At 65.7% G+C, this 13,887-nt stretch carries 13 protein-coding genes; 7 read left to right on the top strand and 6 right to left on the bottom strand.

Annotation, left to right across the window (positions count from 1 at the left end; translation table 11 throughout):
• Positions 1-20: 20 nt before the first annotated feature.
• From F9K20_RS12080 to F9K20_RS12095, 4 genes are all read right to left on the bottom strand, one after another.
• On the bottom strand, positions 21-2,027 hold the full coding sequence (locus F9K20_RS12080; protein WP_291001810.1) for a 3-hydroxyacyl-CoA dehydrogenase NAD-binding domain-containing protein: 2,007 nt from the start codon (positions 2,025-2,027) through the stop codon (positions 21-23).
• A 65-nt stretch (positions 2,028-2,092) separates the two neighbouring features.
• Positions 2,093-4,579: an acyl-CoA dehydrogenase gene (locus tag F9K20_RS12085; RefSeq protein ID WP_291001812.1), complete on the bottom strand. Its 2,487-nt coding sequence runs from the start codon at positions 4,577-4,579 to the stop codon at positions 2,093-2,095.
• Between the two features lie 241 nt (positions 4,580-4,820).
• On the bottom strand, positions 4,821-6,275 hold the full coding sequence (locus tag F9K20_RS12090) for a FecR family protein (protein ID WP_291001814.1): 1,455 nt from the start codon (positions 6,273-6,275) through the stop codon (positions 4,821-4,823).
• A 173-nt stretch (positions 6,276-6,448) separates the two neighbouring features.
• Positions 6,449-6,667, bottom strand: a complete 219-nt coding sequence (locus F9K20_RS12095) for a hypothetical protein (protein WP_291001816.1) — start codon at positions 6,665-6,667, stop codon at positions 6,449-6,451.
• 220 nt (positions 6,668-6,887) lie between these two features.
• On the opposite strand from F9K20_RS12095, the gene F9K20_RS12100 reads away from it, so the two are divergent.
• From F9K20_RS12100 to F9K20_RS12115, 4 genes are all read left to right on the top strand, one after another.
• Positions 6,888-8,117: an aminotransferase gene (locus F9K20_RS12100; protein WP_291001819.1), complete on the top strand. Its 1,230-nt coding sequence runs from the start codon at positions 6,888-6,890 to the stop codon at positions 8,115-8,117.
• A 264-nt stretch (positions 8,118-8,381) separates the two neighbouring features.
• Complete coding sequence (locus tag F9K20_RS12105; protein ID WP_291001822.1) at positions 8,382-8,543, top strand: hypothetical protein; 162 nt, start codon at positions 8,382-8,384, stop codon at positions 8,541-8,543.
• Positions 8,544-8,805: 262 nt separating this feature from the next.
• Positions 8,806-9,435: a DUF1326 domain-containing protein gene (locus F9K20_RS12110; protein ID WP_291001824.1), complete on the top strand. Its 630-nt coding sequence runs from the start codon at positions 8,806-8,808 to the stop codon at positions 9,433-9,435.
• A gap of 3 nt (positions 9,436-9,438) precedes the next feature.
• Positions 9,439-10,245 (top strand): DUF2182 domain-containing protein, encoded by an 807-nt coding sequence (locus F9K20_RS12115; RefSeq protein ID WP_291001827.1) that lies wholly within the window; start codon positions 9,439-9,441, stop codon positions 10,243-10,245.
• Between the two features lie 27 nt (positions 10,246-10,272).
• On the opposite strand, the gene F9K20_RS12120 is transcribed toward F9K20_RS12115, so the two are convergent.
• The gene (locus F9K20_RS12120) at positions 10,273-11,592 is read right to left on the bottom strand and encodes an NAD(P)/FAD-dependent oxidoreductase (RefSeq protein ID WP_291001829.1); all 1,320 of its coding nucleotides are present in this window, start codon (positions 11,590-11,592) and stop codon (positions 10,273-10,275) included.
• A gap of 113 nt (positions 11,593-11,705) precedes the next feature.
• On the opposite strand from F9K20_RS12120, the gene F9K20_RS12125 reads away from it, so the two are divergent.
• Together F9K20_RS12125 and soxZ are read left to right on the top strand one after the other, a co-directional pair.
• Positions 11,706-12,164, top strand: a complete 459-nt coding sequence (locus F9K20_RS12125) for a thiosulfate oxidation carrier protein SoxY (protein WP_291001831.1) — start codon at positions 11,706-11,708, stop codon at positions 12,162-12,164.
• A gap of 10 nt (positions 12,165-12,174) precedes the next feature.
• Entirely contained in the window at positions 12,175-12,501 is a 327-nt protein-coding gene (gene soxZ / locus F9K20_RS12130; RefSeq protein WP_291001834.1) for a thiosulfate oxidation carrier complex protein SoxZ, read from the top strand.
• Here the strand turns inward: soxZ and F9K20_RS12135 are convergent.
• Positions 12,498-13,262 carry a hypothetical protein gene (locus F9K20_RS12135; RefSeq protein ID WP_291001837.1) on the bottom strand — a complete coding sequence of 255 codons (765 nt, stop codon included), beginning with the start codon at positions 13,260-13,262 and terminating at the stop codon, positions 12,498-12,500. The two genes, soxZ and F9K20_RS12135, sit on opposite strands and share 4 nt — an antisense overlap.
• A gap of 198 nt (positions 13,263-13,460) precedes the next feature.
• Here F9K20_RS12135 and F9K20_RS12140 point away from each other — a divergent pair, with 198 nt between their 5' ends.
• A complete protein-coding gene (locus tag F9K20_RS12140; RefSeq protein ID WP_291001839.1) occupies positions 13,461-13,886 on the top strand; it encodes a pseudoazurin in 426 nt (141 codons plus the stop codon).
• The last annotated feature ends 1 nt before the right edge of the window (position 13,887 follow it).

The following is a 13,887-nucleotide window of genomic DNA, read 5'->3' on the forward strand; positions in this document are numbered from 1 at the left end:
AGCTGCCTTTTCCTTCGCTGTTACTCTGCGGCGGCGGCCTGGGCGGCCGGCTTCGGCGCCTGCGCCGCCTTGTAGTGCAACGGTCCGCCGCGGAACGGCGCAAAGCCGGTCCCGAAGATCACGCCGGCATCGACGAGGTCGGCGTTCTCGACGATTCCTGCGTCGACGCACTTCTGCGCCTCGGCGATCAGCGGCTCGACGAGGTCGCGGCCGAGCTTCTCCATCTCAGCCTTGTCGAAGGTGCGGCCCGTCTTCTCCGGCTTGCCGTCCTTCCACACGTAGAAGCCCTCGCCCGTCTTCTTGCCGAGCTTGCCTTCGGCCACGAGGCGATCGAGCTTGGAGCCCTCCGATGAATATTTGAGGATGTGCGCGACGTGCGCGCAGACGTCGAGCCCGACGGTGTCGGCGAGCTCGATGGGACCCATCGGCATGCCGAAGCTGCGCGCCGCCTCGTCGATGCGCTCCTTGTCCTCCCCATGCTCCAGGCGCAGCATGGCGCCGAACATGTAGGGCGTTAGCACGCGGTTGACGAGGAAGCCCGGCACGCTCTTGGTGATGAGCGGGAACTTGTCTATAGCGGCGACGAAGGCTGCCCCGCGCTTGACGTCATCCTCGCGCGTCTGCGCCCCACGCACCACCTCGACCAGCGGCATCAACGCCACCGGATTGAAGAAGTGCAGGCCGATGAGCCGCCCGGGATCTGGCAGGCCCGAGGCGATATCCTCGATCAAGAGCGAGGAGGTGTTGGTGGCGAGCACGGCGCCGGGCTTCATCTTGCCCTCGACCTCGCCCAGCACCTTCTGCTTAACGTCGAGCTTCTCGACAATCGCCTCGATGACGACGTCGGCGCGCGGGATCCCTTCTCCGCTCGGATCGGCGATGAGCCGCGCCTTGGCCGCGTCGCGCTGCGCCTTGGTCTTGAACTTGCGCGCGAACAGCTTGCCTTGCGCGGCGATGCCCTTGGCGATCTGATCCGCCGATACGTCCTGCAGCGTCACCTCCATGCCGCGGGCGACGCACCAACCAGCGATGTCGGCGCCCATGGTGCCGGCGCCAATGACGTGGATGCGGGAAGGACGCCAGTTGAGCTTCTTCGGCGCCTGGCCTTTGAGCAGCTCCGACAGCCAGAACACGCGGCGCAGGTTGCGCGACTGGTCCGACACCATCAGCGGCGCGAAGGCGCGCGTCTCGGCCGCCTTCATCGCCTCGTCGTTGCCGCCGTAGCGCTCGAACAGGTCGATCAGACGGTAGGGCGCCGGGTAGTGGTCCTCGCGCGCCTTCTTGGCGACCTCGGCGCGCATGCGCTTGGCGAGGAGATCGCGCGCCGGCCACTTGGTCAGGAGCTGCTTGGCGAAGCTCGCCGGCTTGGACTTGCGGTTACGCAGAACAGCCTTGCGCGCCGCCCAGGGCAGTGCGCCGCGGCTGTCGACGAGTTGATCGAGGAGGCCGCTGCCGCGCGCCGCCGAAGCCGACAGCATCTTGCCGGTGAGCATCGCCTGCATGGCGGCCGGCGCGCCGGCCTGGCGGATCGACCGCGCCGTGCCGTTGAAGCCAGGGAAGATGCCGAGCTTCACCTCGGGGAAGCCGAGCTTGGTGCTCGGGTCGCGCGTGGCGATGCGGTAGTGGCAGGCCAGCGCCAGCTCGAGGCCACCGCCGAGACAGAAGCCGTTGATGGCACACACGACCGGTACGGGCAGGCGCTCGATGCGGTCGAACAGCGCGGTCACCGGGCGCAGGATTTCGATGACGTCGCTCTCGGTGGTGAGGCCGGCGAACTCGCGGATGTCGGCGCCGACGACGAAGCCGCGCTCTTTCGCCGAGGTGATGACGAGCCCGCGGATGGACTTATCCCGCGCCCCCTTCTCGACCTCGGCGACGATCTCAGCCAATTCCTCCAGCGGACGGCGGCCGAGCGAGTTCTGGCTCTCGCCCTCGCGGTCGAACTCGGCCCAGGCGATGCCCCACTGATCGATAAAGAAGCGCCAATCCTTGAGGTTGGGCAACGGACGAGATACGGCCTTGAACATCGCAACTCCTCTCACGCAGCTTACGCAACGCCTGCGGGAGGCGCGGTGCAGCCTTGCGATCAATCCTACTCTGCGGCGGCGCTTTCGACGCCGCGCGAATTATGCCCCAGCGCGCTCGTCCGATAGTTGGGCTTGAGCGAGTCCGGATCGAAATGATCGACGGCGATGACACGCGCGGTGAGCGCTTCCAGCTCGCGCAATTGCTGGCCTTCGCTCTCGGTCACGACGCCCTTGTCGATCGCTTCGCCGATCCAGTCGTTGCTGTGATAACGGCGGATTGTGCCCGCGCGGATGGCGCGTTCAAGCTTCTTCTCAGCTTCCTCGGCGGCGACGGTCTTCTTCAGTGTCACCTCGAGTAGGCCAGTCGGGTCGTCGGGGTCGTTGGAGACGTAGATGTAGCGTGTCAGGCGGTCGCGCACTTCGGGCGCGTCGAGCGCCAGCTTGACGGCACGATGGCCGAGCGCGTCAGACGCCGGGCGATAGGGGTTGCCGAGCGGGAAGGCGACGATACGCATCGCCCAGCGCGCCGGTGCGACCGGGAAGTTGTCGACGACGCCGCGCAGCGCTTCCTGAAAGCGGTAGAGACCATTTTGGGCGGCGAGATCGACGAACGTGCGATCACTGGAAAGGCGTCCGTCGTCTTCGTAGCGCTTCAGCACGCAGCCCAGGATGTAGAGCTCGGCGAGCGCGTCGGCGAGCCGCCCGGAGAGCTTCTGCTTCGTCTTCAGGCTGCCGCCGAGCGCGCCGACTGTGAGGTCGGCGACGAAGGCGAAGCTGCGCGAGCAGCGCGCCAGTTGACGGTACCAATTGGCCGTGTCGAAGGACTTCTCGGGTGCAGGCGCGAACAGCCCGCCGGTGACATTGTGGAAGAAGGCGCCGCAGGCATTGGAGAAGGAGAAAGCGACGTGGTCGCCGAGCGCGCGGTCGAAAGCATCGAGGCCGCGCTCCTGATCAGGGTCCTGCGCCGCCTGCACCTCGCGGTAGAGGTAAGGGTGCGAGCGTAGGGCGCCCTGCGCGAAGGTGATGAGGGTGCGCGTCAGGATGTTGGCCCCTTCGACGGTGATGCCCACGGGGACCATCTGGTAGGCGGACTGCAGGTAGTTCGTCGGGCCATCGCAGATGGCGCGGCCACCGTGAATGTCGAAGGCGTCGTTGACGGCGCGGCGCATGCGCTCGGTCGTCTGGTATTTCATCAACGCCGAGATGACCGACGGGCGCTCGCCGCGCGACACCATGGCGGCGGTGACGGCGCGCGCCGCTTCGCTGGCATAGGCCGTCTCGATCATGCGCGCCAATGGCTCCTCGATGCCTTCCATGCGCGCAATGGGCAGGCCGAACTGGCGGCGGATGCGCGCGTAGGCGGTGGTGAAGCGCAGCATGGCCTTGGCGCCGGCCGTGGCCGACGAGGGTAGCGAAATGGCGCGTCCCGCCGCGAGGCACTCCATGAGCATGCGCCAGCCCTGCCCGGCCATGGCTTCGCCGCCGATGATCCAATCCATCGGGATGACAACGTCGCGCCCCCAGTTGGGACCATTGGGGAACGCATTGCCGGCCGGCAGATGCCGCCGCCCGATCTGCACGCCCGCATGCACGGTGGGGATCATGGCGACGGTGATGCCGAGATTTTCCCCTTTGCCGAGGATGTTGTCCGGATCGAACAGGCGGAAGGCGAGGCCGAGCAGCGTAGCCCGAGGGCCCAGCGTGATGTAACGCTTGTCCCACGACAGGCGGATGGCCGGCTTGCCATCGGGGCCGTGGATCACGGTGCCGATGTCGCGCATGGTGGCAGCGTCGGAGCCCGAGGTCGGTCCCGTAAGTGCAAAGCATGGGATCTCCTCGCCCTTGGCGAGGCGCGGCAGATAGTGGTGCTTCTGCTGCTCGGTGCCGTACTTCTCGATCAGCTCGCCAGGCCCCAACGAGTTCGGCACCATAACGATTGTCACGACGTCCGGCGAGCGCGAGGCGATCTTGCCGATGATCAGCGACTGCGCCTGCGCCGAGAAACCCAGACCTCCGTGCTCCTTGGAGATGAGCATGCCGAGGAAGCCGTGCGACTTGACGAAATCCCAGATCTTGTCGGGGATCTCTCGCTGCTGATGGCGTACCTGCCAGTCGTCGATGAGGCGACATAGCTCCTCGGTTGGCCCATCGAGGAAGGCCTGCTCCTCGGGGGTCAGGACGACGGGGGCGATAGCGCGCAGCTTGTCCCAATCCGGCGTGCCGGAGAACAGCTCGGCGTCGAAGCCGACAGTGCCGGCCTCCAGCGCCTGCTGCTCGGTGTCGGAAACCTTGGGCAACGTGCCCTTGACGAACTTGAAGATGGGCGCCGCGACCCCGGCGCGGCGAACCGCGGGGATGGCGAGCACGGCGAAACCGACAACGAACAGCCACATCAGGAAGCCGAACAGCCCCGTCTGGCCGTGCACGGCGTCGCTGCTCCAGATCAAGGCCGCGATGGCAAGGGCGCCAGCCCACGCCCACAGGGGCGCCTTGTACATACCGAGGGCGAGGACGCCGGCCAGCAGCGCGACGCAAAACAGAAGCTCGACCATGCCTTTGTGCCTCCGCCGTCGTACCTTGGCCTCGTCCGGTTCAGACGCCAACCTAACGTGCGGCTCATTGCGTTGGCGTTAAGCTCAATGCGAGCTTTCCGAGCGTGCCAATTGCACCTGACCGGACAGCGCGAGGCGCCGGTTCCGGCTCGTGAAAGCGGGCAGTATAGCCCCTTTCGGACGGGAAGATGAACCTGCAAGTCGGTAACGAGGCCGGGCGGCTGACGGCGCTAATCGGGCTTCAGTCCTTGTTGAGAGCCTTCAGCTTCTGCAGCTGCTTCTTGATGCTCTTCAGCTGCTTGCTCGGGCTGTCGAGGGTCACCTTGGTGCAGTTCGGCGGCCGGCCTGTGTAGCCCTTCGGGCACTTGATCGGCGGCAACTTGCGGCAATTCGGCGGGCTGCCGATGAACCCCTTCGGGCACTTGATCGGCAGCAGCTTGCGGCACTTGGGCGGCTTGCCGACATAGCCGTTCGGGCAGCTCAGCGACGGCAGCTTCAGGCAATTGGGCGGCGTGCCGATGTAGCCCTTCGGGCAGTGGCTGTCCGGCTTGACGCAGCCCTTGCGTGTCCACTTCCAGCCTTTGGCCAGGCATTCGGACTTCGGATCGGATTGCGGGCTGTCCGGAGAGGCTTCGCACGCGTACGCATTCCTGCCGGTGCGCACGCGCGTCGTGCCGTCCGGGCAGACGCAGCGCCAGCGCGGCGGCATCGTCTTCAGCAGGATCAGGTTGCCGCCCGAGCACCGCGGCTTTGTGGGGACGACAAGATCGTCCGATGGCAGCGTCACGCGGTGCGCGCAATAGACGGCCTGATCACCGCGCCGGCGCGCCTTCACCCGCCAGCCTGCCTCGCTCCAGCCCCTGGGAACCTCTTTCCAGCCGGTCCAGCAATTGAGCGGCAGTGGCGTCGAGGGCGGCGTGGTCGACGGTGGAGGGGCGGTCCCGCCACCCTCGTTGGCTTCCTCGACGTCGTCGTCCTTGCCGCCATCGGTGGGCGCATCGGGAACGGTGCCGTCGACGATGTCTTCAGGCGTGAATATGGGGTCCTTGTCGAACGACGGCGGACTGACGACGAACGGGAACGCCGCCTCGAACGGCTCGCCGTCCTTCTCAAGGCTGGCCCACTTGACGGGATTGCCAACCTCACCTTCCGGCGTGATGCGAATGAGCTTGCCGGGCTCGTCGTGCAGCCCGCACTCACCCCTTTCGTTGCACACCTCGATGGCGCCTTCGATGAGCAACAGCCACGACAGGCCGCTCGACTGAACGTAGACGTCGAAGATCGTGCCGCGCACGGTGATGGACGCCGACGGGGTGCGAATGACGTACGCCGGCTTGGCGGCTATGCCGGTGACGAAGCGGAAGGCGCCCTTCGCGAGATTGAGGACAATGGCGCCGCCAGAAATGTCAGGGTTATAGACAAACTCGTCGAGCAGCAACCTCGACCCTGGCCCCAGCGCCAACTGCGTGTCGTCGCGCAAGCGGATTTCGCCGGTGCCGTCGCTGCTGACCACGATCAGCTCGTCCTGGCGCACTCTGTCTCCCATGGCCAGGGGGCGCTCGTCGGTCTCATAGGCAGCGGTGACGAGGTTGACGATCCTTACCGCCGCGCCAATGTCATCACCTGGCGCGGCAATAGCCGGCATCCCGCTGCAGAGCAGCGCCATGCCGATCAGTGCTCGTAGTCCGAGGCGCATGACGAGTTAGCCGTCCGCTATCGCGCCCCATCCATAGCCGACCTGCAAGTGGAGAGGTGTTCCCTAGGGAACAGGATCGCCTTCACAGACCCTTGATACGCCTTGCCGATTAACTCCCTGTTTGGATTGCGGCGAGGCTTTTGCCTTTCACCATCAGGGCGCCCAGCCGCAGCTCAGGGCGCGTGCCAGTCGCAGGGAACCTCCCGCTCGACGTCCCTGGCGAAAGTCTCCCGCGTCGTGTGGCGCCGCGACTCCTCGTCCCACGTCGGAAAGGCCAGCTTACCACGCGCCACGTAGGTGAGCTTCTGGCCGTCGAGCTCCACGACCTTCCACACCTCGCGGTTGGGCGTCACGTAGCACCGACCCACGCCTATCGAGTTGGCTCCGATCATCGTCAGCTCCCTGATGCGACTGCAACCTCCGTTCCACTACCTTAACGCCCCGCGCCGCTGTTGCGTCGCAGAAACGCCCGGCCTCACGTTGCGGCGCACCGCAAGCGACGTTTCTTACCTTGCCGCCGGTGCTGGGTCTGCCCTACTACTTTCGTCGGAAATCGCCTTGCGGCCAGGACAGAAGTCGAACGACCCCGCGCGCGAGCAATCGGAGGATGCAATGAAGATTTATCCAACTCTAGAGATCCCTGAGACTCTCGCCGCCGGCCCGGGACCGGGCAACACCGACCCGCGCGTGCTCGAGCGCTTCGCCAAGACGGGCGTTGCCGACCACATGCAGAAAGACGTCGTGCGCGGCATGCTCGAAGCCAAGGAGATGCTGCGCGATCTGTGGGGCACCAAGAACGTCTATACCTATGGCGTCGCCGGCACGGGCTTCTCCGGCCTCGACTGCGTGCTGTCCCTGATCCTGCCGGGCGACAAGGTCGTCGCCTTCCCCAACGGCACGTTCTCGGGCATCGACAGCCTCACGATCCGCATGAAGGCGGCGACGGCCGAGGAACTGGCTGCCGATTCTCTCAACCCCAAGCCGGCCAGCGTGACGATCGTCGAGACGCCGCATGGCCAGTCGGTCACCGGCGAGACGGTCGATAAGGCGCTGGCCGAGAAGAAGCCCATGTGGGCGTTCATGGCCCACTGGGAGACGGGCTCGGGCCGCATCAATGACCTGAAGGGCTTCTCTGATGCCTGCCTGAAGCACGGCGTGATGGGCATTGTCGATGCCGTATCGAGCCTCGGCGTCGCCGATTTCAGCATCGACGACTACCCCGGCGTCGTCGCGTGGGCGTCCTGCCCGCAGAAGGGCGTGCTGTCGCTGCCGCTCACTTACGCGCCGGTCAGCTTCACCGACAAGGCCATCGAGATGGTCAAGAAGCGGGGCTGCCGCACGTACGTGCATCACCCGATTCTCGACGCCCGCCACTGGGGCATCGTCGACGGCAAGGACGTACCGAACGCGGTCTACCACCAGACGCATTCGTGTTACGCGGTGGCCGCTTTCCACGAGGCGCTGCGCATCATCCTCGGCTACGGCCGCCGCCGCAAAGCGTCCGACTACGCCTATCACGAGCGCGCGCTGAGGCAAGCGGTCGAGGCCATGGGCTGCGACGTCACGTCGAATATGACGAGCCTTGTCGTGCTCAATCTGCCGGGCAAGCTCAAGGGCAAGGAGAAGGACCTCGTGGCCGGCGCCCGCGCCAAGGGCTTCGGCATCTGGCCCACGCTGTCCGAGCCGGTGCAGATCCGCATCGGCATCCTCAATCAGCTGTCGCCGGAGCAGATCTCCGAGATCGTCAGCCGCTTTGCCGACGCCATGCTGGAGATGGGCGCCGAATTTGACAAGCAGAAGGTGATGAGCGGGCTGAAGAGCTACTACGCCCAGGCCGCGTAGCCACCGTCGACGTTAAGCATGGAGCGCCGGTCAGAGCATATTGGCTGTGACCGGCGTTTCTGTTGCGGCACGGCAATCGCCACGTGGCGTTGCATATTTCAGCTTGCGAACCCCCCAGCCCTCTGCGTATCGACTGACGTACGGAGTTCCGGCTTCTTTCACGGGGTGGGGTGCGAGTCTTCGCTTATTGGTCGGCGCCGGTCACGTAGATGGAGCTTGCTACGGGGCCACGATCTGACAATCTGCTCCTATGAGCCCGCGCAGTTGAGGCAACAGCGCCTCGATGCCCGCATCGAGGATGCGCGCGAAGTGCTTTACGACGCTTCTCTCGGTCCTTTGCAGCAGAAGAAGCCCGACCACTTTAGCGATCACTTCCGCATCGGGGGCTGGAACAAAGACTGGGCGTGTGGGTCGATCTCGATCTGATCTTCATGCGCAGGCTGCCCGACCAGCCCCCGCATCTTCGGCTGGGAAAGTGGCAACTCGATCAACGGCGCGGTGCTGGGGCAGCGCCGTGCTCGCCGACTACCTTGCCCTATGCCGCCAGCGGCCCGTGCAGCAGGTCGCTCCCTGGTGGCCGCTTCACCGACCGCAACTTTCCGAGCGGCTTGCATCGCTGCCGTACGGGCGCATATTCGGCGGAAGCGCCAACGACTGGCGTAGAAGCTCGCGCGCAAAGGAGGACCTCATGACACCTTGGGAGATCAAAGGCCGCGAGTTCGGCAACTGCAACTGCGCCTATGGCTGTCCCTGCCAGTTCAACGCGCTTCCCACGCATGGAGACTGCCGCGGGCTTGCGGTGTTCGACATCGAGAAGGGTCATCACGGAACGACCCGGCTCGACGGCCTCAAGGCAGCGGGCATCTTCCGCTGGCCCGGACCCATTCACGAAGGCAAAGGTGAGGGCGTGCACGTCATCGATAAGCGCGCCACGGCTGAGCAGCACGAAGCGTTGCGACGCATCCTGCGCGGCGAGGACACCGAGCCTGGGGCGACGGTGTTCCAGATCTTCGCCTCCACTTGCGATACGCTGCACGAGCCGATCATCGCCGACATCGATTTAGAGCTCGACATCGAGGCACGCACGGCGCGCGCCCGCATCGACGGCGTCCTCGAGATGCGCGGGGCGCCCATCGTGAACCCCATCACCGGGGCCGAGCACCGGGTGCGCATCGAGCAGCCCAATGGCTTCGAGTTCGCCGCTGCAGAGATCGGGCGCGGCTGGTCGACGACGCAGGGTCCGGTCAGCTACGAGCTCGCCGATACCTACGGACAGTTCGCGCACATCCATCTCTGCCACACCGGTATGGTGCGCTGAGGTATGGCCGAGCGCGCGCTTGAATTGCTACTGCGGCGCGAGCGGGCCATCATCTGGGGCGCGCTCGCCGTCTTGACGGGCCTCGCGTGGCTCTGGGTGCTTGTCGGCTCTGGCACCGGCATGAGCACCCTCGCCATGACGACGTGGCAGTTTCCACCCCCGCGCCCGGCGTTGATGATGCAAGGGGATTGGTCGCCTGCGTACTGGCTCACCATGCTCGCCATGTGGTGGGTGATGATGATCGCCATGATGGTTCCGAGTGCGGCGCCCACGATCCTGCTGTACGCCCGCGTCGTCCGCCACGGAAACAGCATGGACGAAGGCGCGTTAGTCCCCACCGCCGATTTCGGCGCAGGCTACCTCGTTGCGTGGCTCGGCTTCAGTGCCCTCGCCACGGCCCTGCAGTTCGCCCTCGAGCGATCGGGACTCATCGACGGCATGATGATGTGGTCGACGGAGCGTTGGCTCACGGCGGGGCTGCTGATTGCCGCCGGCCTCTACCAGCTATCACCGCTCAAGATGGCCTGCCTAGCGCAATGTCGCTCGCCCGCAGAATTCTTGTCGCGGCACTGGCGCCGCGGACGCAGCGGTGCGTTCCGTCTGGGGGTCCTGCATGGCGCTTACTGTCTCGGCTGCTGCTGGGCGCTGATGCTACTGCTGTTTGCCGCCGGCATCATGAATCTCGTGTGGATTGCGGGGCTCGCGGTGCTGGTCCTGCTCGAAAAGCTCGCCCCCTTCGGCGCCAACCTGGCGAACCCGTCGGCGGCGCTGCTGCTCCTCGCCGGTGCTGCCCTGCTCGTGCCGGCATAGCCCGGGCGCCGCTGGCGCCCTTGCGCATCAGCCCTTGTGAGACAGAGCGGTGTTGTCGTTGAGGGCATCGGCGATGATGGCGTGGTACCAAGCGAGGCCCTCGGCGTAATTCTTCCGCCGCACCTCGGCGCTTTCCCCCTTCTGCGACACGAACGGCCCGTTCGGAACCAGGATCGGCTTGCCGTCCTTTTCGCCCGGCGTGTAGTCGGCGCCGATCTTGATCGAATCATCCGCGGCGAGCAGCGACCAGCAGGTGTTGCGGTAGCGCGCGACAGCCGGCTCGCCGCCGGCCAGCGCGGCGAGGATATCGGCGGCGACGACCTTGCCGTGGCTGTTGGCGGTGTACGCCGACTTCGGCATCTCGACGGCGATGGCGGCATCGCCGATGACGTAGATGCCATCGACCTTGGCGGAGGAGAAGTTCTCCGGCCTGATCGGACACCAGCCGCCGGGGTCGGCGCAGCCGGCCTGGATGGCGATGTTGCCCGCCGTTTGCACCGGGATGACGTTGACGACCGCGCCCTTCAGCTTCGTACCCGAGGCAGTCTGCACCTCCATCGTCTTGGGATCGACGCGCACGACGCGGAAATCGTCGATCTCGTTGGTCAGGTTCAGATCGATGATGCCGGCATAGTACCTCTCGAACGCCTCCTCGAACGCCCCCTGCTTGGAGAAGGTCGGCTTGGCATCGAGGATCACTAGTTTCGACTTGGGCTTATGCGTCTTGAGGAAATGCGCGATCATGCAGGCGCGCTCGTAGGGCCCCGGTGGGCAGCGGTATGGATTAGCCGGCACGGTCATGATCACGACCCCGCCGTCGTCCATGGCCTCGAGCTGCCTCATCAACAGCAGCGTCTGCGGACCTGCCTTCCAGGCGTGCGGCATGATCTCGGCGGCCGCCGCCGAATAGCCTTCGATGGCGTCGTATTTGAAGTCGATGCCGGGCGAGAGCACGAGCCGGTCGTAGGGAAGCGTCGCGCCGCCGGCCAGGCTGACGCTTCTCTTGCCGGTGTCGATTGCCGCGGCCGTGTCGGTTACGACGTTAATGCCGAGCTTCCTGAGCCCGTCGTAGCTGTGCTGCAGCGAGGCGAAGGTGCGGAACCCGCCGAAGAAGTGGTTGGAGTTGAAGCAGGACGTGTAGATGGGCCGCTGCTCGATGACGGTGACGTCGAGTTGCGGTTCCTCGGTCTTGAGGATGCGGGCAACGGTGCCACCCCCAGCCCCGCCGCCGACGATGACGACCCTGGCCCCTCCCTTGGCGAGCGCTGGAGCACCGATGAGCGCCGGACTTGCCGCTGCCAGCGCCGCTCCTCCGAACAGCCGCCCGAACTCCCTGCGATCGATCATGTCGTGGTGCCTTGTTCCCGGCCCGTCGTTACCGATATCGTATGCCGGGCCGGGAAGCCCCGGCAACATACCCGTTGTCGATATGCATGGCGCCGCGGGACGATAAACGTAAGATGCTCGACCGACGAACTTTTCTGCTTCACGCCAGCGCGGCCGCGGCGCTCATGGTACTCCTCGATGGCGTACGCGCCGAGGCGGCGGCCGAGGAAAGCGCCGAGTTCAAGGCCTCACTCGAGGCTTTGCTTGGCAAAGCGACCCCACAAGAGGCCGGCCTGATGCTCGATCTGCCGGAGAGCGTCGACAACGGCGACTACGTGCCAGTGGCGCTGGCGGTAGACAGCTCCATGACGCCGGAGAGCTACGTCGAGGCGGTGCACCTTCTATCGACCGCCAACCCCCGCGCCGCCGTGGCCACCTTCCGCTTCACGCTGTTGTCGGGCAAGGCGCGCGTGACCAGCCGCATGCGCCTCGCCAAGACGCAGGACGTCGTCGCCATCGCCGAGCTGAGCGACGGCCGCATCCTGATGACGCGGCGCAAGGTCGACGTGAAGGTCGGCGGCTGCGGGATCTGAGGATGGAGCGATGATGAAGAAGCCGCCGCGCATCAAGCTGCCAGAGGCCATCAACCCCGGCGAGATCGTCGAGATCAAGACGCTGGCGACGCACGTCATGGAGACGGGCAACCGCAAGGACGCTGCGGGCAACATCATCCCGCGCGACATCATCCATACGTTCACGGCGAGCTTCGAGGGTGAGGAGGTGTTTTCCGCCACCCTCGGCTCCGGCATCGCCGCCAATCCCTACATCGCTTTCTTCTTGAAGGTGCCAGGGCCAGGCACGTTGACGCTGACCTGGCTCGACGACGGCGGCACCACTACGGTCGAGAAGGTGCCGCTCAGCGTCGCCTAGCGGTTTCGCCCGGGCGGCGGCAGCTGGCGCGGCGCGCCGCGGCGTGCGCTGGCGAGGCGCATCCACACATCGCGTGCTCCAGCACGCAGACGCTGGCCGAGATCGGCAATTCGCGGCTGCATTTCGCGCCATGCCGCCTCGAGCCGCGGGCGCCATCGCCGCCATGCGTCGCGCAGGTAGTTGCCCATGCGCCATTTGACGATGCGGCCGTAGCGCCAAACCCACGACGCGCGGATGCGCGCGAACAGCGCCTCCTGCCAAGGCACGAAGGTTTCATAAGTGCGCGCGAACCACCCCATTTGCATCAGTGCCGGCTTGGTCAACAGGAAGATGCGGGCGATGAGCGCCGTCGAGGCGAGCTTGGCGGCGACGATGACCATCGTCGCGGTGATGAGATGGCCGGTGGCGAGCAGATAGACGCCGAGCAGCTTGGCCGGAATGAGGATAGCGCTCGGCACACCCAGCGCCATGAGTGCGCCGTACGGCGGCAGACCGGCGATCCACAGCTCGGTCTTCGCCCACAGCGGAAAGCGGGCCAGCCGGGCAACGAGGTTCGATAGGGGTCGCCAGCCCCATTCCTCGAACAGGAGGATGAGCGCGGCGACAACGTTGAGCGTCAGCACCACTGCCGGTCGCACCAACGTCCAGGTAGAGAGCAACGCGCGGCCCAAGAGCCGCGCCGCTAGGGCCGCTGCATGCACCGCCTCGCGCCCGCGCGCCTCGAGCCAAGGCCTGAGTTGCTCCCACATTGCATATCCCATCTGCGAGCGCCCAAACCTCGCTCCTGGCGCAAGCCTAGCTCAGAACGGCTGCCGGTGCGCTGACGCGTCTCAGGCGCAGCCCGACAAATTGACTCGCTCCGCAACGGCCGACGCATTGACAGCTGCGGCCCTCTTTCTATACTTTTTTGGTATAGATACTTCGGGGGACGGTACATGAGGTTCGCAAGGCTCGCGACTATGGCTGCACTTTCGCTCGCTTGGGCCGGCTCTGCCGCGCTCGCTGCCGAGCACGAGATCAAGATCAAGAACACCAATGGCAAGGGCAAGTTCATGGTGTTCGAGCCCGAATTCCTGAAGGTGGCGCCGGGCGACACGGTGAAATTCGTCATTGTCGACAAGAGCCACAATGCCGAGGCGATCACGGAGGTGTGGCCGGAGGGCGTCGAGCCGCTCAAGGGCGAGATGAACCAGGACGCCGAGTTCGTGGCCGAGAAGCCGGGCATCTACGGCATCAAGTGTCGCCCCCACTACACCATGGGGATGGTGGCGCTGATCGTAGCCGGCGAGCCGACCAACACCAACAAGGACCAGCTTGATGCCTTCAAGGCGCCTGGGGGCGCCAAGAAGCGTTGGGACGAGCTCCTCAAGCAGCTCAATCCCTGAC

Origin of the sequence: Hyphomicrobium sp., assembly GCF_009026145.1 — a bacterium.
In the GTDB taxonomy this organism is placed as follows: domain Bacteria; phylum Pseudomonadota; class Alphaproteobacteria; order Rhizobiales; family Hyphomicrobiaceae; genus Hyphomicrobium_A.